The organism is Corynebacterium sp. MC3, from assembly GCF_900099485.1.
GTDB classification, from domain to species: Bacteria; Actinomycetota; Actinomycetes; order Mycobacteriales; family Mycobacteriaceae; genus Corynebacterium; species Corynebacterium pseudogenitalium.
This window is the reverse complement of sequence record NZ_LT622815.1, coordinates 216065-238045: the sequence shown is the minus strand read 5'-3', so window position 1 is coordinate 238045 and position 21981 is coordinate 216065. Positions and strand designations below refer to the sequence as shown.

At 59.9% G+C, this 21981-nt stretch carries 24 protein-coding genes; 8 read left to right on the top strand and 16 right to left on the bottom strand.

The features are described from left to right. Positions 1 to 3: 3 nt before the first annotated feature. Positions 4 to 627, bottom strand: a complete 624-nt coding sequence (sigE, locus tag BQ4436_RS07950) for an RNA polymerase sigma factor SigE (RefSeq protein ID WP_070362676.1) — start codon at positions 625 to 627, stop codon at positions 4 to 6. 102 nt (positions 628 to 729) lie between these two features. Here sigE and BQ4436_RS07945 point away from each other — a divergent pair, with 102 nt between their 5' ends. Further along, complete coding sequence (locus BQ4436_RS07945) at positions 730 to 1422, top strand: O-methyltransferase (protein ID WP_070363543.1); 693 nt, start codon at positions 730 to 732, stop codon at positions 1420 to 1422. Positions 1423 to 1494: 72 nt separating this feature from the next. Here the strand turns inward: BQ4436_RS07945 and glgC are convergent, their stop codons facing one another. Next, positions 1495 to 2718, bottom strand: a complete 1224-nt coding sequence (gene glgC, locus BQ4436_RS07940) for a glucose-1-phosphate adenylyltransferase (RefSeq protein WP_070479448.1) — start codon at positions 2716 to 2718, stop codon at positions 1495 to 1497. Positions 2719 to 2839: 121 nt separating this feature from the next. On the opposite strand from glgC, the gene glgA reads away from it, so the two are divergent. Then, the gene (gene glgA, locus BQ4436_RS07935; protein ID WP_070362678.1) at positions 2840 to 3997 is read left to right on the top strand and encodes a glycogen synthase; all 1158 of its coding nucleotides are present in this window, start codon (positions 2840 to 2842) and stop codon (positions 3995 to 3997) included. Between the two features lie 24 nt (positions 3998 to 4021). After that, positions 4022 to 5410 (top strand): GH32 C-terminal domain-containing protein, encoded by a 1389-nt coding sequence (locus BQ4436_RS07930; RefSeq protein WP_070479446.1) that lies wholly within the window; start codon positions 4022 to 4024, stop codon positions 5408 to 5410. Positions 5411 to 5431: 21 nt separating this feature from the next. Here BQ4436_RS07930 and BQ4436_RS07925 read toward each other — a convergent pair whose 3' ends face one another. From BQ4436_RS07925 to BQ4436_RS07900, 6 genes are read right to left on the bottom strand one after another with little or no spacing between them, the layout of a single operon-like run. After that, complete coding sequence (locus BQ4436_RS07925) at positions 5432 to 6295, bottom strand: methyltransferase domain-containing protein (protein ID WP_070976250.1); 864 nt, start codon at positions 6293 to 6295, stop codon at positions 5432 to 5434. Between the two features lie 32 nt (positions 6296 to 6327). Then, on the bottom strand, positions 6328 to 6495 hold the full coding sequence (locus tag BQ4436_RS07920) for a DUF3117 domain-containing protein (RefSeq protein ID WP_070362681.1): 168 nt from the start codon (positions 6493 to 6495) through the stop codon (positions 6328 to 6330). Then, positions 6467 to 6823 (bottom strand): hypothetical protein, encoded by a 357-nt coding sequence (locus tag BQ4436_RS07915; protein WP_070362682.1) that lies wholly within the window; start codon positions 6821 to 6823, stop codon positions 6467 to 6469. The genes BQ4436_RS07920 and BQ4436_RS07915 overlap by 29 nt, the downstream gene beginning before the upstream one ends. Positions 6824 to 6832: 9 nt before the next feature. Continuing rightward, a complete protein-coding gene (locus BQ4436_RS07910; RefSeq protein ID WP_070479444.1) occupies positions 6833 to 7606 on the bottom strand; it encodes a glucosyl-3-phosphoglycerate synthase in 774 nt (257 codons plus the stop codon). Next, positions 7606 to 8442, bottom strand: a complete 837-nt coding sequence (gene folP / locus BQ4436_RS07905; RefSeq protein WP_070362684.1) for a dihydropteroate synthase — start codon at positions 8440 to 8442, stop codon at positions 7606 to 7608. Before folP ends, BQ4436_RS07910 begins: the two co-directional genes overlap by 1 nt. A gap of 3 nt (positions 8443 to 8445) precedes the next feature. Then, positions 8446 to 9249: an LOG family protein gene (locus BQ4436_RS07900; RefSeq protein WP_070362685.1), complete on the bottom strand. Its 804-nt coding sequence runs from the start codon at positions 9247 to 9249 to the stop codon at positions 8446 to 8448. 115 nt (positions 9250 to 9364) lie between these two features. Between BQ4436_RS07900 and BQ4436_RS07895 the strand changes: the two genes are divergently transcribed. The 3 genes from BQ4436_RS07895 to BQ4436_RS07885 all read left to right on the top strand — a co-directional run bounded on the left by BQ4436_RS07895 (position 9365) and on the right by BQ4436_RS07885 (position 13194). Then, positions 9365 to 10303: a 2,3,4,5-tetrahydropyridine-2,6-dicarboxylate N-succinyltransferase gene (locus BQ4436_RS07895; protein WP_070362686.1), complete on the top strand. Its 939-nt coding sequence runs from the start codon at positions 9365 to 9367 to the stop codon at positions 10301 to 10303. A 93-nt stretch (positions 10304 to 10396) separates the two neighbouring features. Further along, complete coding sequence (locus tag BQ4436_RS07890; RefSeq protein WP_083329502.1) at positions 10397 to 11827, top strand: amino acid permease; 1431 nt, start codon at positions 10397 to 10399, stop codon at positions 11825 to 11827. Next, the gene (locus BQ4436_RS07885; protein WP_070976247.1) at positions 11824 to 13194 is read left to right on the top strand and encodes an amino acid permease; all 1371 of its coding nucleotides are present in this window, start codon (positions 11824 to 11826) and stop codon (positions 13192 to 13194) included. Before BQ4436_RS07890 ends, BQ4436_RS07885 begins: the two co-directional genes overlap by 4 nt. Positions 13195 to 13207: 13 nt before the next feature. Here the strand turns inward: BQ4436_RS07885 and BQ4436_RS07880 are convergent, their stop codons facing one another. The 7 genes from BQ4436_RS07880 to typA are packed head-to-tail and all read right to left on the bottom strand — an operon-like array spanning position 13208 to position 20087. Then, positions 13208 to 13744, bottom strand: coding sequence for a GtrA family protein (locus BQ4436_RS07880; RefSeq protein ID WP_070362689.1), 537 nt, complete (start codon positions 13742 to 13744; stop codon positions 13208 to 13210). A gap of 30 nt (positions 13745 to 13774) precedes the next feature. Beyond that, positions 13775 to 14881, bottom strand: a complete 1107-nt coding sequence (dapC, locus tag BQ4436_RS07875) for a succinyldiaminopimelate transaminase (protein WP_070479440.1) — start codon at positions 14879 to 14881, stop codon at positions 13775 to 13777. 6 nt (positions 14882 to 14887) lie between these two features. Continuing rightward, a complete protein-coding gene (gene fdxA, locus BQ4436_RS07870) occupies positions 14888 to 15214 on the bottom strand; it encodes a ferredoxin (protein WP_070362691.1) in 327 nt (108 codons plus the stop codon). A 13-nt stretch (positions 15215 to 15227) separates the two neighbouring features. Continuing rightward, complete coding sequence (locus tag BQ4436_RS07865) at positions 15228 to 15605, bottom strand: hypothetical protein (RefSeq protein WP_070479438.1); 378 nt, start codon at positions 15603 to 15605, stop codon at positions 15228 to 15230. Further along, the gene (mshB, locus tag BQ4436_RS07860) at positions 15602 to 16477 is read right to left on the bottom strand and encodes an N-acetyl-1-D-myo-inositol-2-amino-2-deoxy-alpha-D-glucopyranoside deacetylase (RefSeq protein ID WP_070976245.1); all 876 of its coding nucleotides are present in this window, start codon (positions 16475 to 16477) and stop codon (positions 15602 to 15604) included. Before mshB ends, BQ4436_RS07865 begins: the two co-directional genes overlap by 4 nt. Beyond that, positions 16461 to 18140 carry an ABC transporter family substrate-binding protein gene (locus BQ4436_RS07855; protein ID WP_070479431.1) on the bottom strand — a complete coding sequence of 560 codons (1680 nt, stop codon included), beginning with the start codon at positions 18138 to 18140 and terminating at the stop codon, positions 16461 to 16463. The genes mshB and BQ4436_RS07855 overlap by 17 nt, the downstream gene beginning before the upstream one ends. Before the next feature lie 30 nt (positions 18141 to 18170). Then, positions 18171 to 20087 carry a translational GTPase TypA gene (typA, locus tag BQ4436_RS07850; protein WP_070362695.1) on the bottom strand — a complete coding sequence of 639 codons (1917 nt, stop codon included), beginning with the start codon at positions 20085 to 20087 and terminating at the stop codon, positions 18171 to 18173. Positions 20088 to 20268: 181 nt separating this feature from the next. Between typA and BQ4436_RS07845 the strand changes: the two genes are divergently transcribed. After that, a complete protein-coding gene (locus tag BQ4436_RS07845; RefSeq protein ID WP_070976243.1) occupies positions 20269 to 20958 on the top strand; it encodes an Rv1157c family protein in 690 nt (229 codons plus the stop codon). Between the two features lie 7 nt (positions 20959 to 20965). Continuing rightward, positions 20966 to 21502 (top strand): ribonuclease FAU-1 family protein, encoded by a 537-nt coding sequence (locus BQ4436_RS07840; protein ID WP_070362697.1) that lies wholly within the window; start codon positions 20966 to 20968, stop codon positions 21500 to 21502. Here the strand turns inward: BQ4436_RS07840 and BQ4436_RS07835 are convergent. Then, positions 21499 to 21978 carry a nucleoside/nucleotide kinase family protein gene (locus BQ4436_RS07835; RefSeq protein ID WP_070362698.1) on the bottom strand — a complete coding sequence of 160 codons (480 nt, stop codon included), beginning with the start codon at positions 21976 to 21978 and terminating at the stop codon, positions 21499 to 21501. The genes BQ4436_RS07840 and BQ4436_RS07835 overlap by 4 nt on opposite strands. Positions 21979 to 21981: the final 3 nt, after the last annotated feature.

Sequence of the window (21981 nt, the reverse complement as noted above, 5' to 3'; positions counted from 1 at the left end):
GCCCTAGCGTAGTCGAATTAACTCTTCGGTGGCGACGTCATGCCGCGCCTGCTCCTCGAGCGATTCACGCAGCTGAGTTCTACCGCGATGGATGCGTGAACGGACGGTACCCATCTTGACTCCAAGCGTCTCAGCGATTTCTTCGTACGTCATACCGACGACATCGCAAAGCACCACGGCAACGCGGAAGTCCGGACTCAATTCATCGAGTGCGTGCTGCAGGGCAGGATCGAGGTGCGCGACGTTATACGCCTGCTCCGGAGTCATATCAGTGCCGGGAACGCGCTCATAGTCTTCCGGGAGTGCTTCCATCCGGATCTTCGCCCGGTGGCGCACCATATCAAGGAACAGATTCGTTGTAATCCGATGAAGCCAGCCACCGAACGCACCCGGTTGGTAACTCTTTAAGTTACGGAACACGCGGATGAAGGTTTCTTGCGTAAGATCTTCCGCGTCGTGCTGGTTACCTGAAAGACGGTACGCAAGGCGATACACACTGTCGGCGTGCTCTGCGACGAGCTCAGCCCACGAAGGCATCGCCCCCACCCCAGCATCAAATGCAGCCGTACCGCGCAAATCTTCGGGCGCGACGGAATCATGTTGGGCGGCAGCATCATCAGGTTGCATGCTTCATATTGTGGCAGATTGAAATCGCATTCACCAAAGGAAAATTCGTAAAGGTTACTGCATGCGCGTAGCACACACGCTGTGAGGACAGTTCTGGTTATGATGTTGGCTGTGAGTGCGACCGCTTTTGATCAGTTGACAAATTACATCCATCAGTCTTTCACTGATGCCGAGCAACAGCCGTTCCCTGCTGCTTTCCGCGAAGCGTTGAAGTACGCCAGCGTAGAAGCGCAGGAGAACGGAGTCCGTGCGCCGTCGGTCATCGTCGGCACGTTACTTTCGACGCTCGCTGCAGCCTGCCCAAGTGGTCAGTCGCAAGGCGCAGTCGCCATCACTCCGGCTGCGGGCGTCGTCGGGCTCCACCTGCTGCGTGGTCTTCCAGAGCGCGCATCGCTTACCTGCATCGAACCCGAGGTCACGCTACAAACCGGCGCAAAGGAGGCATTCCGTGCCGCCGAGTACCCAACCTCCCGCACACGTTTCCTCACCGCGCGCCCGCTTGAGGTTATGGGCAGGCTTGCGAACGACGCCTACCACCTCGTTTACGCGGATGTCTCGCCGATCGAGTTCACCGCGGTTATTGATGCCGCCTGGCCGCTCCTCAGCGAGGGCGGCACGCTGATTCTCGCCGACTCTCTGCTGGACGGTACCGTCAGCGATTCGACACGCAGGGACCGCGAAACCGAGGCAGCACGAGAGGCAGATAGGTACGTGAGCAGCCTCGCCGCCGACCACGGAGCGCTCGTAGCTCGCCTGCCTCTCGACGGTGGCCTGACCATCATTACGAAGCGCTAGCTCTACGTACGCACGAACAAGGCCCGCTCGAACTTCGCTGAGCTTCGAGCGGGCCTTGCCTATGAGTGTCAGTTATTCCTGAACCACCTGATTTTTGCCGACGACCACTACGCCGTTGTCCGAAACAGTGTAGCGTTTGCGGTCCTTTTCAAGGTCGACGCCAATAATTTCACCGTCAGCTACATAGACGTTCTTATCGAGGATGCAGTGGCGGACCACCGCCCCTTTACCGATGCGCACACCTGGCATCAGCACAGAACCTTCAACGGTCGCGCCTTCCTCAACACGCACATCCGTGGAAAGCACTGAATTGCGTACGGTAGCGCCCGAGATAATTGATCCCGACGCCACCATCGACTCCTGTGCGATACCTCCCACGACAAACTTCGCTGGTGGAAGGTTGCCGTCCTCTGTGGAGTGAATCGGCCACGTCGAGTTGTACAAGTTGAACACTGGGTACGAAGAGATGAGGTCCATGTGCGCCTCGTAGAAAGAATCAATCGTACCGACATCTCGCCAGTATCCCTTGTCGCGCTTTGTCGCGCCGGGCACTTCGTTCTGCGAGAAGTCGTACACATTTGCTTCGCCCTTGCGCACGAAGTACGGGATGATGTCGCCACCCATATCGTGATCAGAGTCCTCGTTCTGCTCGTCCTCGAGCAGCGCTTGAATCAGTGGTTCCGTAGAGAATACGTAGTTACCCATCGAAGCGAACGTCATATCCGGATCGTCCGGGGTTCCTGGTGGATCCGCGGGCTTCTCCAAAAACTCGGTGATGGTGCCGTCCTCTTCGGACTGGATGCAGCCGAACGCCGTAGCTTCTGATCGAGGCACGCGGATACCGGCCACCGTTGCAGCCTTGCCTGACTTGATGTGGTTCTCCACCATCTGCGAAGGATCCATCCGGTAGACGTGGTCTGCGCCAAAGACCAGCACGTAATCCGGCTTATCGTCGTAAATGAGGTTGAGCGACTGCACAATCGCGTCTGCAGAGCCGTTGTACCAGCGCTTGCCACGACGTTGCTGCGCCGGCACCGATGCGATGTACTGCGGAGTCGGGCCAGATACGTTCCAAGCCGTCGCCACGTGCCGGTCCAGCGAGTGCGACTTGTACTGTGTCAACACTGCGATTCGCATGTACCCAGCGTTGACCAAGTTCGACAGAACAAAATCAATTAATCGATAGTTGCCTCCAAAAGGAACGGCCGGTTTAGCTCGGTCCGCGGTCAACGGAAACAGGCGCTTCCCTTCGCCACCGGCAAGGACAATTGCAAGTACTCTAGGCTGACTTCTCACGCTTCCGAGCCTATTGAAAACTTCGTGACCTTGCAGCCTTTTGCCTCCTAAAGTGGGCAGCGCTACATTTCAGTTTTTGCTTTCCTGCACCGACGTGAATTCGTCACTATGCTCGGGCGGTATGAGAGTCGGAATGATGACCAAAGAGTATCCTCCCGAGATTTACGGGGGAGCCGGAGTCCACGTCACAGAGCTCACTCGCTTTATGCGGGAGATCGTTGACGTCGATGTTCACTGCATGGGCACTCCCCGCGACATGAAGGACGTTTACGTCCACGGGGTTGACCCTGCCCTTGAAAACGCGAACGGTGCCATCAAGACCTTATCGACGGGCCTTCGGATCGCCCACGCCGCCAACAATGTTGACGTGGCTCACTCCCATACGTGGTACGCCGGGCTCGGTGGCCACCTCACAGGCCTTCTCTACGACATTCCGCACGTTGTCACTGCGCACTCTCTCGAGCCTGACCGCCCTTGGAAGCGCGAGCAGCTCGGCGGTGGCTACAACGTTTCCTCGTGGAGCGAGAAGAACGCTTTCGAGAATGCGGACGCAGTCATTGCCGTTTCCGCGGGTATGAAAGAAGCCATCCTTCGTGCCTACCCGAGCATCCCGGCGGACAAGATTCACGTCGTACTCAACGGCATCGATCCGGCAAAGTGGTACCCCACCGAGGGAACCGTCCTGACAGACCTCGGTGTAGACCCGGCGAAGCCGATCGTCGCGTTCGTCGGTCGAATCACGCGCCAAAAGGGCGTCGCGCACCTCCTCAAGGCGGCGTCGCACTTTGAGGAAGACGTCCAGCTCGTGCTGTGCGCAGGTGCGCCTGATACACCGGAGATCGCCGCAGAGACGAAGGGGCTCGTCGAAAAGCTACAATCTGAGCGCGATGGTGTGTTCTGGGTACAGGACATGTTGCCGGCAGAAAAGATCCGCGAGGTCTACTCCGCAGCCGACGTCTTTGTGTGCCCGTCAATCTACGAGCCGCTTGGCATCGTGAACTTGGAGGCCATGGCATGCGAAACCGCTGTTGTGGCATCTCGCGTGGGTGGCATCCCGGAGGTCGTCGTGGATGGTGAGACGGGTGTGCTCGTTGACTACGACAAAACGCAGCCGGAAGCCTTCGAGCGGAATCTCGCCGAGGCAGTCAACCGGGTGGCTGGTGACAAGGATCTCTCCCGAAGGCTGGGCCAAGCTGGCCTGACGCGCGCCCGCAATGACTTCTCGTGGAAGACAATTGCGCAAGACACCGTCAAGATCTACGAACAACTCACGAAATAACGCAGGGGTGAACACCACTTAACGATGAGTACTTTCCGACCAGAACTTCACGTCACCGCAGACAGTGGCATCCTCGAGGGGCCAGCTGGTGTCATTTTCGACGGGCGCGAAGGAGAAAACAATTGGCATATTTTCTACCAATACCGCCCCACACCCGAAGCCCCGAGCCGCTGGGGCCACAACGTCAGCGACGGCGACCCGTTTAGCTGGGTCGAATGCAACGATGCCATCGTCCCCGCCGGTGGCGAATCCGCGGTTCGAGCAGGTGCCGTAATTGGTGCGCCGGAAGGCATCTACCTGTACTTCACTTCAGCAACTGCTGCTGGCAACACCATCCAGCTCGCCCACGCGCCTGAGCTGGAAGGGCTGTGCGATGAACTCCTCGAAGATACAAACGCCACACCTGGCGTGCAGCGACTTGGCGATATCGTCGAGGACACGCCTGAGTACAACAACTTCCGCTCGCCCTGCGTCGTTCCTGACTGGAAAGATGACGAGCGCGAGGAGCACGATGGCTGGCTCATGCTGGCGATCACGGGCAGCGTCGATACGCCGAAGCCAGTCGTGCTTCGCTCTATCGATGGCGTTGAGTGGCGCTTCGAAGGACCTCTCACTTTTGATGGCGACCCCGGAATCGACCTCGATGAGACGCTGGTAGCGCCACGTATTTGCAGGCTCCGCGATGAAGTTGATTCCAAGATCTACGACGTCTTCTTCTTCACGCTTGAGCGCGGTGGCAAAGACCGTTCGGCCTACATCATCGGCAAGCTGGAGAACAACACGTTCCGGGTAACCACACCTGCACAGGCGCTCGATTTCGGGCACGATTTCACTCGCCCCCGCAACACCAACTACCTCCCGGTTGCGATGGACCCGGCGCAGCGCTACCAAGGCACCTATCTCTTTGGCTTTATGACGCCCTCTGGCCGCCAAGGGTCCCCGACGAAAGAGCCGAACTGGGAAACCGAAGGCTGGGCAAATACGCTCACACTGCCACGCTATGTCACGCTCCAGGATGGTCACCTGTACCAGGTACCTGCGCCAGGGCTCCCCGAGGCGGTGAGCACGACGCGCGGCGCCCATTTGTGGACTGCGCTATGCGAGATCTCCGCAGGTGGCAGTGTCGTCGCTGAGATTGTCGACGGTAATGGTGAGGTCGCAGCTCGGGTCACCCATGCTGGCGACAAGCTCACCGTCGATCGATTCGATGGCCAAGTTGCGGAAGCCGAAATCGGCGAGGACGAGGAAGATACCATCACGGTTATCGTGGACGGTTCGACGCTCGAGGTCTATGCCGACGGCGGTGCAGTAGTGATGTCCTCGCGCATCTGGCCGGAGAACGGATGCATCGGCATCCGCTCCCGCGCAAAGGGCGACGCCAGCATCTTGAACGAGTGGCGTCGTAGTCGCTAGGTGCTTCCTGAGCGGAACGGCTTACGCCTTGCGCAGGCGCACGAGCTGTGCATGCGCGGTTACGGTCATGTGATCCGGCAGGGCGTCAAGACGACGCGCCAACTCGCCCCGCTCAATGTGGCGGGCGGATGGGCTCATTCCGACCTGGGCCGCGATAGATTCGCGGTCCAAACGCATCGGGAAGACAAGTTCCTTTGGGTCTTCGGCCAGCTCCAGGTGGCCCTCTGACTGCTCGACGAGGCGGTCCAGCTTGCCGGGCTCGACGCCTAAGATACCGAGGGGTTCACGCAGCTCATCGAGGTGGCCTTGATCCGCAATGAGCGCTACAACCTGGCCGTCATCCGCAAGCACGCGAGCGAATTCTGCTGGGTTACGCGGGGCAAACACCACGGTAATCGCGTGGATGCTCCCGGTCGCAATTGGAAGCTGTTGCCGCACATCGGCCACAATCGAGCCGATTCGCGGATGTGCCTTTGCAAGATACTTCGCAGCTGGAACCGAGATATCAAGTCCGACGCCGCGCGCGCCAACCACGGAGTCCAGGGTGTGCGACAGGTAGTAGCCGGTCCCCGCGCCAACCTCGAGGATCGCCGGGTGGTCTTCCTCAGGCGCGCTGAGGTCAAGCACGTGTTCTACGTGCTCCGTCATCGCTTCAACGAACGGGGCGAAGTGCCCCTGCGACAAAAATGACTCGCGGGAGAGGACCATCTCCAACGAGTCACCGACATGTTGCAGACCTTTTCCGCTCGCCAGCGTAACGTAGCCCTGCTTCGCCACATCGTACGAGTGGCCACTTTCGGAAACGAGGCGTGAAAACTCCTCTTCACCACAAAGAGGAGTAAGGTCTATAGGATCTGCCAGCACATCAATTATGTCTTTGAGCATGCTGGATATATTACCTTAAGTTTAGAGAATTCTTATCCTACGGCTTCAATCAGCAGATTTCCGAGCTCAGTTGCCTCTTCCTTGCTCATCTCGATGACCAGGCGGCCGCCCCCGTCGGACGGAATTCTCATGACAATCTTCCGGCTTTCTTCTGCGGCTTCCATTGGTCCATTACCGGTGCGCGGCTTCATTGCTGCCATCTGTCGCTTCTCCTTCAGTCAAAACGTTTGTATCCAATACTACGCTGTTTTCGGTTAGCTGACTGATAGTCGGAGCAAAGCCGTACTTTTCACCGAGTGCGGTAAGCAGGTCATCGACCTGGTCCATCCGGTAGCCACGGTGCACCACTTCAAGGTGCACGTCTCCAATGTTGCCCTCCTCAACTGCGAGCCGGTTCGCGGACTTGACGTCCTCGGTCTCCATCATGGGTGGCAGCTGTTCGCCGCGCCCAAACAGCTGGCTAAAGAGCAAGAAACCAAGCACGCAAAAAACGGCAATGGCGATAATCAGGATGATCCAAGAAAGCATGTCATCATACTAGCGTTCAGCGCTCAGAATTTCGCACCAGGGCGGCCGTTGCCTCGTCTTCTGTTCGGAACCTAGCTGTCCGGATACCAACGCCCTGTCGAGAATTGTCGACGCCACCACGTCCGCCATCGGCCCCAGCTCCTCAAGCGGGCGGTTGCGGTGTACGCGAGTTCCAAGATCCGCTTCCGCAATAGCATTGCGTCCATACCTGGCGAAGGTGTCGATGAGCAGCCCCGACTCAACGCCGTATCCCGCCACGAACGGCAGGCGCAGCGCTGTATCTCGCCGTATTGCATATTCGCCGGCCAGTGGCTGACCAATATCACTCAATGCTGGGAAAAACCGTCGTAGCAAAGGCTTTGCAGTCAGTTCCGTGACACGCCCGCCGCCAGAAGGCCGCCCGTCCAGGGATCTTTTGTAACGAGCTTTCACAAGGTGGATCTCCGGGGTCTTGAAGGGCTCGATGAGTGCATCAATCCACCACGGCTCGAGGGAGGTGACGTCGGCGTCGATAAACACGACGAACTCTCCGCGCGCGGCCTTCACACCGCGCCACAGTGCTTCGCCCTTGCCTTCCTGCGGTTCAATCGCGCTGACCTCGCGCCAGTTCACCACACGAGCCCCCGCCCTGGCGGCAAGCGTCGCGGTGTCGTCGTGTGAATCCGAGTCGATGACCAGTACTTCCCCATCGCGCCGAACTGCATCTGCAACGCAGCAGCGTCGCACAACGTGTCCGACGGTTGCGGCCTCGTTCAGCGCCGGGATGACCACACTGACGCGCACTACGCAAGCCCCCGCACGGTATTGATCGGTGGCATATGTCCCTGGATGGCGGCGGTCATTCGGATCACGTCGAGGGTTTCGGCGACTTCGTGGACGCGAAAGGCTGCGACACCGCGTGCGGCGGACCACGCTGTCGCTGCGAGCGTCCCTGCGACTCGCTCGCCAACTGCACGGTCGAGCGTCTCGCCGACGAAGTCTTTGTTGCTCAGCGCCATGAGCACTGGCCACCCTGTTGCGACGAGCTCGTCGACTCGGCGCAGCAACTCCAGTCCGTGGAAGGTGTTCTTGCCGAAGTCGTGCGTTGGGTCGATCATCACGAGATCTTCGGGCACGCCGCAAGCAACGGCGCGCTCGGCGAGCGCTGTGGTTTCCCGGATGACGTCGGCGACGACATCGTCGTAGTGGACGCGGTGTGGGCGTGTGCGAGGTACCGCACCGCCGGTGTGGGAGCAGACGTACCCAACGCGATGCGCCCCGGCGACCTCGACAAGCTCGGGATCGTAGCCAGCCCAGGTGTCGTTGATTAGGTCCGCACCCGCCTCGATTGCGGTCTGTGCGACGTCGGCGCGCCAGGTGTCCACGCTGATGCGTATTGACGGGTGCCGGAGGCGGATGCCCCGGATGACAGGGACGACGCGTTCGATCTCCTCTGCGGGGTCGACTTCGTCGCCGGGACCTGCTTTTACCCCGCCGACGTCGACAATCGACGCTCCCTGCGCGATCACCGTATCGGCTCGATCCAGCGCTTGCTCTATCGCGAACGTTGCTCCTTTGTCGTAAAACGAATCTGGCGTCCGGTTGATGATCGCCATAACCTCTGCGATGCGGCCAGGCATCTCTTAGACGTCCTCGTTGTGAGCATCTCGCAGGCGCGCGTCTGTCATCACCTTATGTGCGTGCACGATGTGCGCGATCGCGTCGTCGACGGAGTCGGTGACGTAGAACAGGGATTCATCGCCCGGCGAGATGAGGCCGCGGCCGAGCAGCTGCTCCTCAATCCACGCAACCAGGCCGGACCAGAACTCGGTGCCCATGAGCACTATCGGGAAGTTGGTAACCTTTTGGGTTTGCACCATCACGAGCGTTTCGAACAGCTCGTCCATGGTCCCGTACCCGCCCGGCAGCGCGATGAACGCCTGCGAGTACTTCAAGAACATTGTCTTGCGCGCGAAGAAGTAGCGGAAGTTCAGGCCGAGGTCGACCCAATCGTTAAGCGTTTGTTCGAACGGCAACTCAATGCCGAGCCCCACCGAGATGCCGTCGGCATCGTGGGCACCGCGGTTCGGCCCCTCCATCAAGCCTGGACCGCCACCAGTGATGACCGCGTATCCCGCCTCGACGAGCGCCTTGCCTACCTCGCATGACAGCGCATACTCTTCCGTGCCTTCGTTGAGGCGTGCGGAGCCAAACACAGTGACCGCCTTCGGCAAGTCGCTCAGTGCGTCGAAGCCTGCGACAAACTCAGACTGGATTCGCATCACACGCCACGGGTCCGCGTGCTTCCAGTCGTGGTCGCTGTAGCCCAAGGACTCCAGGAGGCGACGGTCGTGCGTCGTCGGCTGTTCGGTGTCCTCGCTTCGCAGCATGATTGGGCCGCGCAGTTTTCGCTCCTTGTCCGGTCGCGGTGACTTGTGAGGTGCCATGGGTCCTTCCTTCCTCAAAACACGTTGAGTTCGACTCTGCCAAAAACTTATATGCTAGGCCAACCCCTCCCCCGCTTGTCGTCCGAGTCCGGCCCTTTGTGACTGTGCGTTTAAGATGACAAGCATGTTACAAGGAGCGCAGGCCACAGGTATTGCCAATATTTCGCTGGACGGTACGGTACTCGACACCTGGTACCCTTCCCCTTCACTTATCGACGACCCCTCCGGCCTCACTTCCGGATCCCGCAGAGTCAGCGCGCACGAACTTGGGGACGCATTCCTCAGCCTGGTGGGCATGGACTCGGACCGGCTCGTCGAGCACGTGCCGGTGCGCACCACAATCGCGGACCTGTCCCAACCCCCTGTGGATGCCCACGACGTATATCTTCGGCTCCACCTGCTCTCCCACCGCCTGGTGCGCCCCTTCGAAGTCAACATGGAAGACTGCCTCGAACACCTCGAGCCGGTGGTATGGACGAATAAGGGTCCATGCTTGGCGGATAACTTCGAATTCGTGCGAACTCGCCTGCGTAGCAGGGGCAACATCCACGTCTACGGCATCGAGCGGCTTCCCCGCATGGTCGACTACGTGGTGCCGACTGGGGTCTCAATCTCCGAAGCGGAGCGCGTCCGCCTCGGGGCCTACTTGGCTCCGGGAACGTCCGTGATCCGTGAGGGCTACGTCTCACACAACTCCGGAGCTCTTGGACCGGCAAAGATTGAGGGGCGACTCTCCTCCGCTGTCACGGTTGGTGAAGGTACCGAGGTTGCGTTGTCGGCGGTGCTGATGGCTGCGCGCGGCAGCGGACATAACCGGATCCCGCTACGAGTCGGACGCAATTGCACGCTTCACCCCGCATCGGGTGTAATCGGGGTGGATCTCGGGGACAACTGCGAGATCGGTGTCAATGTGATGCTGGAGCCGTCGACAATTATCTACGACACAAGAAATGAGACACATATTCCAGCAAGTGAGATTGCTGGTCAGAGTGATATCAGCATCCACCAAGAGCCGGCAAGCACCACGCCCGTACTGCGCGCGCGAAGCAGCTAACGCTCTAGTTTTACGGGCCGAATTCGCAGAGCACGGGGCGACACAACTGCGAATGATAGGCATGAATGTACATGAGTGTTTAAGGTAATTGCCATGTCTTTGAAAGCTTCACCGGTTGTGGCCCCAACTCGGGCGTCGACATCGTTACAGCGCGGACTGAAGACCCGGCACCTGACCATGATGGGCCTCGGCTCAGCAATTGGCGCCGGGCTCTTCCTTGGCACTGGTGTGGGTATCGCCGCAGCAGGCCCCGCTGTCATCATTGCGTACATGATCGCTGGCGCAATCACCGTGTGCATCATGCAGATGCTCGCGGAGATGGTTGCCGCGCGCCCTTCTTCGGGCACGTTTTCTACCTACGCGGAGCAGGCCTTCGGTCCGTGGGCAGGCTTTGCCATCGGCTGGCTCTACTGGTTCATGATGATCATGATCATGGCCGTCGAGATCACCGGCGCTTCCGCCATCATCGCATCATGGCTCGCGGTGTCTCCGTGGATCCCGGCGCTGACAGCGATTGTTATCTTCACGGCGATTAACTTCGCCGCAGTGCGAAACCTCGGCGAATTCGAGTTCTGGTTTGCCCTGATTAAGGTCACCGTGATTTGTCTCTTCCTCGCCCTCGGCGTGGCGCTGTGGCTGGGGCTCCTGCCGGGAACGTCGTTCGTCGGCACGACGAACATTGCCGAGTTCGGGTTCATGCCGAACGGCTGGGGTGGCGTCGCCACGGCACTGCTCGCAGTTGCGTTCGCATTCGGCGGTATTGAGCTGGTCACCATCGCGGCGGCCGAATCCGAAGACCCCGAAGTTGCCGTGCACTCTGCGATCCGCTCCATCATCTGGAGAATCGGCGTCTTCTACATTGGATCAGTGTTGCTTATCGTCTTGCTGCTGCCATACGAAGACATCGGTGGGGCGAACGACGCTTCCGAGTCCCCGTTTACCGCCGTGCTGCACTTGGCAAACATTCCGGGCGCGGTAGGCATTATGGAAGCCGTCATCGTCATCGCGCTGCTCTCCGCGTGCAACACACAGATCTACGGTTCTTCCAGGTTCCTCCACAACCTGGCCCTGCGCGGCGACGCCCCCGAGGCTTTCGCACGCACCGACCACCGCGGCGTACCGATGCGCGCCGTCGTGCTCTCCGTGTTCTTCGGCTTCGTAGCTGTCGCACTACAGTACTGGAATCCCCCTGGACTGCTCGCATTCCTGCTCAACGCGGTAGGCGGCTGCCTGATCGTGTTGTGGTTCGCCATCACATTCTCGTTCCTGCGCATTCACCCGCAGCTAGTGAAGCGCAACGAGATCACGCACGTTCGCATGTGGGCTCCAGGAGTCTTGCCGTGGGCAACGGTTGTACTGGCGGGAGCCATCGTGGTGCTCATGCTGACCAACCCTGACGGCCGCTTCCAAATGTTCGCGGTAGCAGTCGTCGTGGGCATCATTTCAATCGCTGGTGTCCTCTGGACCCGCACCGACACTTTCCAACAACGCGCTAAGGACGCCGCCGAGAGGAACATCCGATGACAACTCAACGCAACACTGAATCCGACGACGCCACGCTGGGCACCGGCCTCAAATCGCGTCACCTAACCCTGATGGGTCTGGGCATGGCGGTAGGCGCCGGTCTCTTTCTCGGAGTGGGCGTCGGCATCCGGGCCGCAGGCCCCGCCATCTTGGTCGCATACGCGATCGCAGGCCTGATTGTTATCTCGGTTATGCGCATGCTCGGCGAGATGGCTGCAGCCCGCCCGTCTTCCGGCTCGTTCGCGACGTACGGGCGCCAGGCGTTCGGCCACTGGGCCGGCTTCCTGTTGGGCTGGCTCTACTGGTTCCTCCTCATCATGGTTGGTGGCGCCGAGATCACCGGCGCAGCCGCAATTATGTCTGGCTGGTTTGGCGTCCCCCAATGGGTTCCAGCGCTGGTCACAGTGGTATTCTTCGCTGTCATCAACCTCGCGCAGGTGAAAGGCTTTGGCGAGTTTGAGTACTGGTTCGCCATGATTAAGGTCGCCGTCATTATCCTCTTTTTGGTCATCGGCGCCGCGCTCTTCCTCGGCATCCTCCCCGGCCACGACTTCGTCGGCCTGGACAACGTCCGGGAGTCGGGCTTCATGCCGAACGGCTTCGCCGGCGTCGCCGCTGGGCTGCTCGCCGTGGCGTTCGCCTTCGGCGGTATCGAGGTTGTCACCATCGCGGCGGCAGAGTCGGAGAACCCCGCGCAGGCCGTCAAGCGCGCGGTCAACTCCATTATCTGGCGCATCGCGCTCTTCTACATCGGAAGCATCATCGTCATCATCTTGCTGATCCCATATGCTCAAATCGACGGTGCCGACTCCGCAGCAGATTCACCATTTACCCAGGTGCTCAGCATGGCAAACATCCCAGGCGTGGTCGGGTTCATGGAGGCCGTCATCGTGCTGGCGTTGCTCTCCGCGTTCAATGCCCAGATTTACGGCACGTCTCGCCTCGCCTACCAACAGGCGCTCGAAGGCGACGCGCCGCGCTGGCTTCGCGCCACGAACAAGAACGCCGTCCCAATGAACTCCGTATTGGTGTCGATGTTCTTCGCCTTCGCCGCAGTCGGCTTGCAGTGGTGGAACCCACCAGGGCTGCTCGACTTCCTCATGAACGCCGTCGGTGGCTGCCTCATGGTCACGTGGGTAATGATCACGCTGAGCTACATCCGACTGCACCCGCAGATCAAGAACTCCGCAGTGCAGGTACGCGGAGCGACCTGGGTTCCGTGGGCAACGCTGATTGCCCTCGTGGGACTCACCATCCTCATGCTTTTCGACGCCTCCACCAGAGGCCAAATTATCGCGGTCCTCATCGTCTCCGCGGTATTGATCGGCGCATCTTTCCTGGTGCGCCCATCCAAGGAAAGCGTCTAACGGGCAAGCACAACTAGGAAGACGCGGACGTTTTCGGAGCTGTTTTCGGCTTCGAAAACGTCCAAATTTTATTAATGATGTAGTTCACCGGTGTCGCGATCAGCGTCGCCAGGCCCTGCGACCAGTAGGACTTCGTGCGAAGACCGGTGGAGTCGTCGAAAATGCTGTCCGGCAAACCAATTGGGGAGTTCGGGTTCATAAACAACGTCAAGAACACCAGCGAAACAACGAATGCCATCACGCCGGTGGTGAGGAACGGGAAAAACCCGCGGATCCACGAACGCCGCTGCGGGCCCCGGAAGGTCCACGACCTGTTGAGCTGGTAGTTCCATGTGTTCGCCACGAGAAACGCCACGGTAGCAAGCACGTGATACCAGCGGACGTTAAAGCGGGTGCCGAAAAGGTTGAAGAAGATGTCGCCCTCATGCAGATTGAAGCCGACTTCGATCGCTTTCTTGGTGAGGTAGAACACCAAAAGATTGACCAGGACGCCGGAGCCTCCCACAATGCCGAAGCGCAAAAACTCGCGCAGGCTTCGAAGCGCACGCATCCCACGATGCTCTGTTGGAGTGGTCACGTGTTACTCCGAGAGTCGCTGTGCGGCCTCAGCGATGGCCTCGTCGGAAGCCGTGAGGCCAACTCGAACATGCTGCGAGCCGCCAGGGCCGTAAAAGTCCCCTGGCGCAACGAGGATTCCACGCTGCGCGAACCAGTCGAGCGTCTGGCGGGCATCTGCGCCTTCCCTGCGTGTCCACAGGTACAGCCCGGCCTCGGAATGCTCAACGCTGCACCCTGCCGCGAGCAGCGCGCGCAAGAGTGTCACCCGACGGTTGGCGTAGCGAAGCCGCTGGAGTGTTTCGTGCTGATCGTCGCGGAGTGCAGCCAGCGTTGCTGCTTGGATTGGTCCTGGCACCATCATTCCGGTGTGCTTGCGCAACAGCAGAAGTTCTTGCACCAGCTTCTCGTCACCAGCGATGAAACCGACTCTGTAGGAGGCCATATTCGATGTCTTTGACAGCGAATGCAAGACCAAGAGGTTGGTGTTGTCACCACCGCTGACCGCCGGGTCAAGCAAAGATACTGGCGCACGCTCTTCGTCCCACGCCAGACCCATATAGCACTCATCTGAAACGATGATCGCGCCGGTGTCCCGCGCGTAGTCAACCCATACGCGCATCTCCTCTGCGGAGAGGACGCGACCGGTTGGGTTGCTCGGGGTGTTTAAGAATACTAGGGACGCACCATCGACTGGAACGTCAGATCGCACGACCTTGCATCCCGCTATGATCGCGGCCACCTCGTAGGTTGGGTACGCGATCTCCGGGATCACCACTATGCCACCGCGCAGGTTGAGCAGAGTTGGAAGCCACGCGACAGCCTCCTTTGTGCCGATGACGGGAAGCACAGCGTCTGTGTGCAGGTCCTGAATGTTGTATCGGCGCTCCAGCGAGTCGGCAATCGCTTGGCGTAGTTCCGCCGACCCCTGCGTCGGCGGGTAGCCAGGCGCAGCGGCATGCTCAGCCAGGGCAAGCTGGATGGAAGGGTCGACTGAATCTACCGGTGTCCCGACCGAGAGGTCAATGAGTCCGCCGGGATGGCTGGCTGCCTTCTGCTTGACATCGAGGATGGTATCCCAAGGGAACTCCGGTAGCTGCTCCTCTAAGCCGGCGCGATGGTGCGTGCTCATGCAGGTTTAACCGTCCTGGTTCTGCGGTGGTAGCGCCTCCACGAATGGGTGGTCGAAATCCTGTGGCCCAAGCTTTGTCGCCCCGCCTGGCGATCCGAGCTCGTCGAAAAAGCCGACGTTTGCGTCGTAGTACTCGGCCCATTCCTCCGGGGTGTCATCCTCGTAAAAGATGGCCTCTACCGGGCAAGCTGGCTCACATGCACCGCAGTCGACGCACTCGTCTGGGTGAATGTAGAGCATGCGCTTGCCCTCATAGATGCAGTCGACTGGGCATTCTTCGACGCAGCTGCGGTCCATTACGTCCACGCATGGTTGAGCAATCACATAAGTCATGCGTTCCAGTATGTCACTTTCGACCGAAAAGGGGCCAAACGCCCCCACCCAAACCCGCAAAAAGGAGCAGCAGCGTCAGCGGGCTCGCGGGGAGCACGACCGCTCCCCGCGCCGGGAGAGCGATAAGCAGAACAAAGAAACCTACCACCCAAACAATGAGTGGAACGAGCTTGACCAGCAGATGATCTGACCACAGCGCCGCAGTCTTCGTGAGCACCGCATTAAAGAGCGCAGCGATGACTGCCGTAAACGGCACCGCGATTCCAACAATACGTGTGTCCAAGTTGACAGCTTCTAACAAAAGTGAAATGAGCGCGCCGACAGAAAGCCAGATGAGACCTGCTGCTTTCTCGCCGCGGGCAATGTCCGCCTTGAAACGGGTTTCAGTCATCGCTCAAGTCCGCTGAGCACATCCGACGTGTCGACGACCGCTTCGCCACCGCCCAGTTGGAAATGCTCCCACGGCTGAATCGGCTGCACAATCAAGTTGGACAGCGCGTAGTACATGACTGGCCCCTTGCCCAGCACCGCGTGCGGGTTCGTCGCGCTGGTCCGCCCGTCCGCAACCCAGATTTGTGTCGCATGCGCCGCCATCGCAGCGATTTTGGCGCTGTACGCCTCAACGTCCAGGCGCACCGAAACATCGACGCTGTCCACGCCGTCGAGCTCGCCAGGCTTTGGCAAGCGCCAGCCTTCAGGCGCGACCTCAGGCAAAAGTGCGTCGGTTTCCTCCCTCTTGCGCACTGCCCACAGGATGCGCGGGATATCAAACTCCTCAGCGGCCTCGTGCACAATCTCGTGCGCACGAATATGATCCGGGTGCCCGTACCCACCGTCGGGACCGTAGGTCAAAACGAGGTGTGGACGCTCCCGGCGCAGTACTTCCAGCAACGCGTCGACTGCGCGACGCCCGCTATTGACAAATGCACGTGGGTTCTTGCTGGCCTCCAACCCCGCCATCCCACTGTCACGGAAGCAACCAGCGCCACCAAGGAACTCACCGCGGACGCCGATCGCCTGGAGCGCGCCGTGCAGCTCCGCAATGCGGAACCCGCCTAGCTGATCACCATGGTCATTCGTCAGCAGTTGATATGGCTCTCCAATGACCTCGCCTTCCTCCCCTAACGTGCAGGTCACCACTAATACGTCTGCGCCGCGTCGCGCGAGGTCAAACAGCGTTCCGGCCATGGTGATGGACTCGTCGTCGGGGTGCGCGTGCACGGCGAGCACCCGGTAGCCCTGTAGGTCACGGGAGTTGTGCATGATTAATCCGATCTCCTTCGTTTCGTTTCGGTTGCAGGCGCCACGAAGCGGCCGTCGATAAGCCTGCTTTCCAGTTATTCAAATCTGCATCCGGCCCGATGATGCCCTCCCCGAGGGCGATAATACGACGCTCGCGCGCAATCGGCATCCATAGTGCCTCTTGCTCGAGCACCTCATTGACCGCCTCGGTGGCCTGCTTAAGCCCGTACGAACCGGCCAAGATTTCTTTCGCAAGCCCCACCGACTGAGGTTCACAAAAACCGGCGAGGTTGCCTGCACGAGGGGCGCCCGCGACGCAGTCCAAGCGACTCGCAGCATCCGGCAAATTTTCCGGATCGTGTTGCCACGCCACCAAAACATCGACGGTATTTTCCTCGAGACCTGAGCGAATCAGCGAACCGAAATCCGTCGCGACAACTCGTGCCGACACTCCACGATCGTGCAGCATGTCCGCCATCGATCGAGCCGCTGCTACCGCTGCAGGATCTGCAAGATCGGCACCAATGCGTATCGCACCGTGAGCCGCAACGTGTTGATACACCGCGTGCGGCTCATGCGTGCTCACTTGACCGTGCTTTGCAACCGAAACATCAGCCGTGCGGTCCAACGCAATGCTTGCAAGCAGCGGAACGTCGATCAGCGAACGAAGCTCCGAACGAACCTCAGGCGACATCCCAGACGTCGCAGAAAGCACAGCGCCTAGCACCCGTGGCGTATCGAGCATCCGCGTCTGCACACCCGGTACCAGGCTGAGCACGCGCCCGGTCGTCTCGCTAGGAACTCGATCCACAAACACGAGTTGGCCCGTGCGCAGCTGATCTGCAATCTGGGTGGTCCCGCGTACCGCGTGCAGCGTCAAGATATCTATCTTGGCAGGATTGGCCGCCCAAAACCTATCATTGCGGTTCAGCGTAATCGTTCCACGACCGCGGTCTACCCCGCGTACCATGTACCGGCCAGCAGAAACCGGGATCGTGTCGCGCAGCGCCACCCCGAAATCAGAGCCGTCGGCTGCGAACACATGCGCCGGCAGCAAGTGGTCGAAAAGGCCACGCCAATCCGCGACAGGCTCAGCGAAGTCAACGTCGACGACCTTGCCCGTCGCGCCACTGACACGCACGGCATCGATCGCGCGATACCCGGCCGGGTTTCGCACCCCTGGTGTGTCCCGCATCCCCCGCCACAGGTACACAAAGTCCGCACCGGTCACCGGCGTGCCATCAGACCATTGCGCGGTCTCGCGAATGATGTAGCGCACCGTCATTGCACGCGGCGATTCTGAGAGCACCGTCGCCCCATTGAGCAGTGCGGAATTTCTCACCCCATCATGAAATGCGCTGGGAAGCACCAGATTCGCCACACTCTTCACAACCGCAGATTCATCAGCGATAAGGTGCGGGTTCAGCCCGTTTCGGAGCGAATCCACACCAACCTCCACCTGGGAGCGCACGCGAGTCTTGCCCTCCGGTCGAGCGGAAGTAGTCGTGGAATCCTCTTGCTCATACATCTCACGAGCAGCAACATCGTTCGGATCAACGAGAGGCGGCGGGCCAGGCGACGCGGCGCATGCAGAAAGCGCAACCACGCCAGAGCACGCAAACAGCGCCACGCCGACTCGCAGTGATCGCGAGCGACGTGGCGCTGAAAAGATGTGCGGATTCATCGCAGTAGATACTACCGCACCAGTGCGTAACTACTTATTGCGCTGCTTTGCACGTGAACGGGCACGGCCACGCTCCGTGGAGTCGAGGATGATCTTGCGCACTCGCATCGCCTCCGGAGCGACCTCAACGCACTCATCCTCGTCACAGAACTCAATCGCCTCATCCAAGGACAGCGTACGGGCCTTCGCCAACGTGACGGTCGCGTCGGCGGTTGCGGAGCGCATGTTCGTCAGCTTCTTTTCCTTCGTGATGTTGATGTCCATATCCTCATCACGGTTGTTCGCACCAACGACCATGCCCTCGTAGGTCTCTGCACCAGGCTCCACGAAGAAATCGCCACGGTCCGCGAGTTGCGTCAGCGCGTACGCGGTGACCTGGCCAGAGCGGTCAGCGACCAGCGAACCGGTCGGACGGCCCTTGATCTCGCCCGCCCATGGGCGGTGCTCAATCGAGTAGGAGTTCGCAATGCCAGCGCCACGGGTCTCGGTCAGAAACGTCGTACGGAAGCCAATCAGGCCACGAGCCGGAACATCGAACTCCATGCGAACCCAATCGCCGGAGCCCGTGTTGCCCATCGCCGTCATCTGGCCCTTGCGGGCCGCCATCAGCTGGGTAACAGCGCCCTGGTGTTCGGAGGGGACGTCGATAACCATGTGGTCGTACGGCTCGTACACCTTGCCGTCGATCTCCTTGGTCACGACCTGCGGCTTACCAACGGTCAGCTCAAAGCCTTCACGACGCATCGTTTCAATCAGCACGGTCAGGGCCATCTCGCCGCGACCTTGCACTTCCCAGGTGTCCGGACGCTCGGTCGGCAACACCTTGATGGAGACGTTACCGATGAGCTCCTGGTCCAGGCGCGCCTTGACCATGCGGGCGGTCAGCTTATCGCCACCGTTGCGCCCAGCCATCGGCGAGGTGTTCACACCGATCGTCATAGAAATTGCGGGATCGTCAATCTTGATGCGTTCGAGCGGCTCAATGTGGTCGACGTCGCACAGCGTGTCACCAATCATGATTTCGTCGATGCCCGACACTGCAGCGATGTCACCCGCGACGACGCCGTCCTTCGCCGGAACTCGGTCGAGCCCCTCGGTGACCAGCAGCTCGGCAATCTTCACGTTCTTCACGTGCTGCTCACCCTCGGCGTCATAGTGCACCCAAGCAACAGTGTCGCCCTTCTTGACGGTGCCCTTGTACACGCGAATCAGCGCGATACGGCCCAGGAACGAAGAGGAGTCAAGGTTCGTGACCTGCGCCTGCAGCGGTGCGTCGATCTCAGCGGAAGGCTCCGGCAGCACGTCGTAGATGACGTTGAACAACGGGAGCAGATCATCATTGTCAGGCAGATTACCGTTGCCTGGGTTCTCGAGCGAAGCCCGGCCAGCGCGACCCGACGTGTACAGCACAGGGAGCTCGAGCAGGTTCTCCGCGGCCTCTGCTGCCTCCGGATCCTCCAGCCCCGCACCAAGCTCAAGCAGCAAGTCCTGGGCCTCTTCAACGACTTCGTCAATGCGGGCATCCGGGCGGTCGGTCTTATTTACGCAGATGATGACCGGCTTCTTCGCTTCCAACGCCTTGCCCAGCACGAAACGAGTCTGCGGCAGCGGGCCTTCGGAGGCGTCGATAAGCAAGACAACGCCGTCAACCATGGACAGGCCACGCTCGACCTCACCACCGAAGTCGGCGTGACCCGGCGTATCGATCACATTAATAACAAGGTCTGTACCGTTCTTGCCCTTCCCCTTGCGGCGGATAGCGGTATTCTTCGCCAAAATGGTGATGCCACGCTCGGACTCGAGCTCGCCGGAATCCATCACGCGGTCACCGTGTTCGCCGTGGTCAGAGAATACGCCGGACTGCTCCAGCATTGCGTTGACCAATGTAGTCTTGCCGTGGTCAACGTGAGCGACAATCGCTACGTTTCGAAATTCAGGATGCGACACTGAAACCGGTGCTCCTTCGCATAGGTGGAAATAACGGTTAAATGCTACTCGCAAAGCACAAAACATGCACCTTGTAGCCCGCTCCTCACTTGACCCTGTTACAAAAGTGACTATTGTGACTAGGGTTATGGCTTTTCGACGGCCACCCTACCTGTCATGCGAAGGAAAGTTAGGTCACCACGTGCGCCCCTCCCACTTCACGCGTCGCGCCGCGATCCGCCTTACTACGCTCTGCGCTGCGTGCGCCCTCGTTACTGCACCACTCGCGAGCGCTCAACAACCCAGCATCCCGTCATCTCTCTCATCCGCGGTTGATGGACTCGGACGCCCCACGAACAACACCGTTGCTCGTGTCAACCAATTCGCAGATCAACCCTTCGTACCGCCACAGGTAGCTAACGCACTGCGCACCGCCGTAAACTTCTTCGCCGGTACAGGCGAACTTGGCGGCCCGCCACTGCCAAAAGACGCACCGGCGTTTACGCAGTTCTACTGGCCGACGGTCTCTAGTAACTGCATCGGTCCAGGCCTGCACTCCACGGCCTCCGCGCTCGTTGTACCTGGACCCGCACCCGCACCAGCCCCAGGCGCCAAAGCTGGGGAAGCCACATTCGTGTTTACCGCCCTCGGTACTCCACCAGCGGCAGAGCGTCAAGGCCTCATGAACGCGTACTGGATCAACCTCAACTCGGGCAAGACCGGTGTAACGCCGCTTGCGAATAATCAGATAAACCCAACAGGACCAACCACCCTGTCCGCAACCGCAAAAACAGGGCCCGGCAAAGTCCTCGCAGTGATCAATGGTGCCGCGCGCACCGAAAACAATGTCTGTCACTTCGCCCCAGCAGCAGCACAGTTCAACGTAAGGTAGCCAGCCTATGACCGTCGATCTTCATCCAGTGAAGCAGGAAACCTTCGACATCTCCGCGAAGGTCAACACCGATCCGAAGGGGTTCCTGCGCCAGGTGGATGTCTTCACGACGACCAACTTCGGCCTCTACATGGCCCGAGGCGCAAACCACCCACGGTTTGGATACTTGGAAAGCTGGCTGCTTCCATCGCTTGGTCTCCGCGCAAACATCTTCCACTTCCGCCAAGGCATCGATGTACAACAAGATTTCTACTTCGACGTCGCAGATATCACCGAAACAGATGGCGTCTGGCAGACGCGCGACCTCTACGTCGACCTAGTGTCCCTGACCGGACGTCCGATCGAAGTCCTTGACATCGACGAGCTTGCCGCGGCGACGTCCGCAGGGCTTATCACTGCAGAAGAAGCTGAACGCGCCATGGAAGTGACCCTCAACGCCGTCGAGGGAATTACCCGCCACGGCGACGACGCGATGCGGTGGCTCTCCAGCCTCGGCATCGACCTCACTTGGGCAGAGCGCGTCACGCTCACCCCGGCTGACTAACGCCGCTCAATAGTCACGTCGAAGTAAACGGCACCTCGCCTAGCTCTGTGCTCCTGCTCCTGGGCCGCCCACATATCCCAAAACGGCGCATACCCTGGGTCACGCTGCAACGCCCGCGAACGACGCAGCGACTCTGCCGCCTCTACCCACAGCGTGTTCACACAGCCACGCGCCCGCGCCGCCGCGATCGACGCCTCGGTCACTGCACCAACGCCCTCAATAATAAGGTCGCCTTCTGGGTCAAGGCTGACCCACTCCCCGCGGCGTTGACACTCCCAGTCCCAACGCCAGTATCCCGGCTCATTGAGCGAAAGTACATCCCGCTCCACAATTCTGGATCCTTCTTCAAGCCCGCTCCAGCCAGGATAAAACTCATCGCAATGCACCACTCGAACGCTGAGCGCAGCACCAATTTGTTCAGCCAATGTGGTTTTGCCGGCGCCGGAGGGGCCGTCGATAAGCAGTGTGTAAGCCATGAG

Excerpts from the sequence above, each read along its gene's own strand:
- BQ4436_RS07865 (WP_070479438.1), bottom strand. The coding sequence starts at position 15,605 with ATGACTGAAACCCGTTTCAAGGCGGACATTGCCCGCGGCGAGAAAGCA.
- BQ4436_RS07890 (WP_083329502.1), top strand. The coding sequence starts at position 10,397 with ATGTCTTTGAAAGCTTCACCGGTTGTGGCCCCAACTCGGGCGTCGACA.
- BQ4436_RS07900 (WP_070362685.1), bottom strand. The coding sequence starts at position 9,249 with ATGGCACCTCACAAGTCACCGCGACCGGACAAGGAGCGAAAACTGCGC.
- glgA (WP_070362678.1), top strand. The coding sequence starts at position 2,840 with ATGAGAGTCGGAATGATGACCAAAGAGTATCCTCCCGAGATTTACGGG.
- dapC (WP_070479440.1), bottom strand. The coding sequence starts at position 14,881 with ATGAGCACGCACCATCGCGCCGGCTTAGAGGAGCAGCTACCGGAGTTC.
- BQ4436_RS07835 (WP_070362698.1), bottom strand. The coding sequence starts at position 21,978 with ATGGCTTACACACTGCTTATCGACGGCCCCTCCGGCGCCGGCAAAACC.
- BQ4436_RS07915 (WP_070362682.1), bottom strand. The coding sequence starts at position 6,823 with ATGCTTTCTTGGATCATCCTGATTATCGCCATTGCCGTTTTTTGCGTG.
- folP (WP_070362684.1), bottom strand. The coding sequence starts at position 8,442 with ATGCCTGGCCGCATCGCAGAGGTTATGGCGATCATCAACCGGACGCCA.
- BQ4436_RS07840 (WP_070362697.1), top strand. The coding sequence starts at position 20,966 with ATGACCGTCGATCTTCATCCAGTGAAGCAGGAAACCTTCGACATCTCC.
- fdxA (WP_070362691.1), bottom strand. The coding sequence starts at position 15,214 with ATGACTTATGTGATTGCTCAACCATGCGTGGACGTAATGGACCGCAGC.
- BQ4436_RS07880 (WP_070362689.1), bottom strand. The coding sequence starts at position 13,744 with ATGCGTGCGCTTCGAAGCCTGCGCGAGTTTTTGCGCTTCGGCATTGTG.
- BQ4436_RS07895 (WP_070362686.1), top strand. The coding sequence starts at position 9,365 with ATGACAAGCATGTTACAAGGAGCGCAGGCCACAGGTATTGCCAATATT.
- mshB (WP_070976245.1), bottom strand. The coding sequence starts at position 16,477 with ATGCACAACTCCCGTGACCTACAGGGCTACCGGGTGCTCGCCGTGCAC.
- BQ4436_RS07855 (WP_070479431.1), bottom strand. The coding sequence starts at position 18,140 with ATGAATCCGCACATCTTTTCAGCGCCACGTCGCTCGCGATCACTGCGA.
- BQ4436_RS07885 (WP_070976247.1), top strand. The coding sequence starts at position 11,824 with ATGACAACTCAACGCAACACTGAATCCGACGACGCCACGCTGGGCACC.
- BQ4436_RS07945 (WP_070363543.1), top strand. The coding sequence starts at position 730 with ATGTTGGCTGTGAGTGCGACCGCTTTTGATCAGTTGACAAATTACATC.
- BQ4436_RS07925 (WP_070976250.1), bottom strand. The coding sequence starts at position 6,295 with ATGCTCAAAGACATAATTGATGTGCTGGCAGATCCTATAGACCTTACT.
- BQ4436_RS07930 (WP_070479446.1), top strand. The coding sequence starts at position 4,022 with ATGAGTACTTTCCGACCAGAACTTCACGTCACCGCAGACAGTGGCATC.
- sigE (WP_070362676.1), bottom strand. The coding sequence starts at position 627 with ATGCAACCTGATGATGCTGCCGCCCAACATGATTCCGTCGCGCCCGAA.
- BQ4436_RS07920 (WP_070362681.1), bottom strand. The coding sequence starts at position 6,495 with ATGGCAGCAATGAAGCCGCGCACCGGTAATGGACCAATGGAAGCCGCA.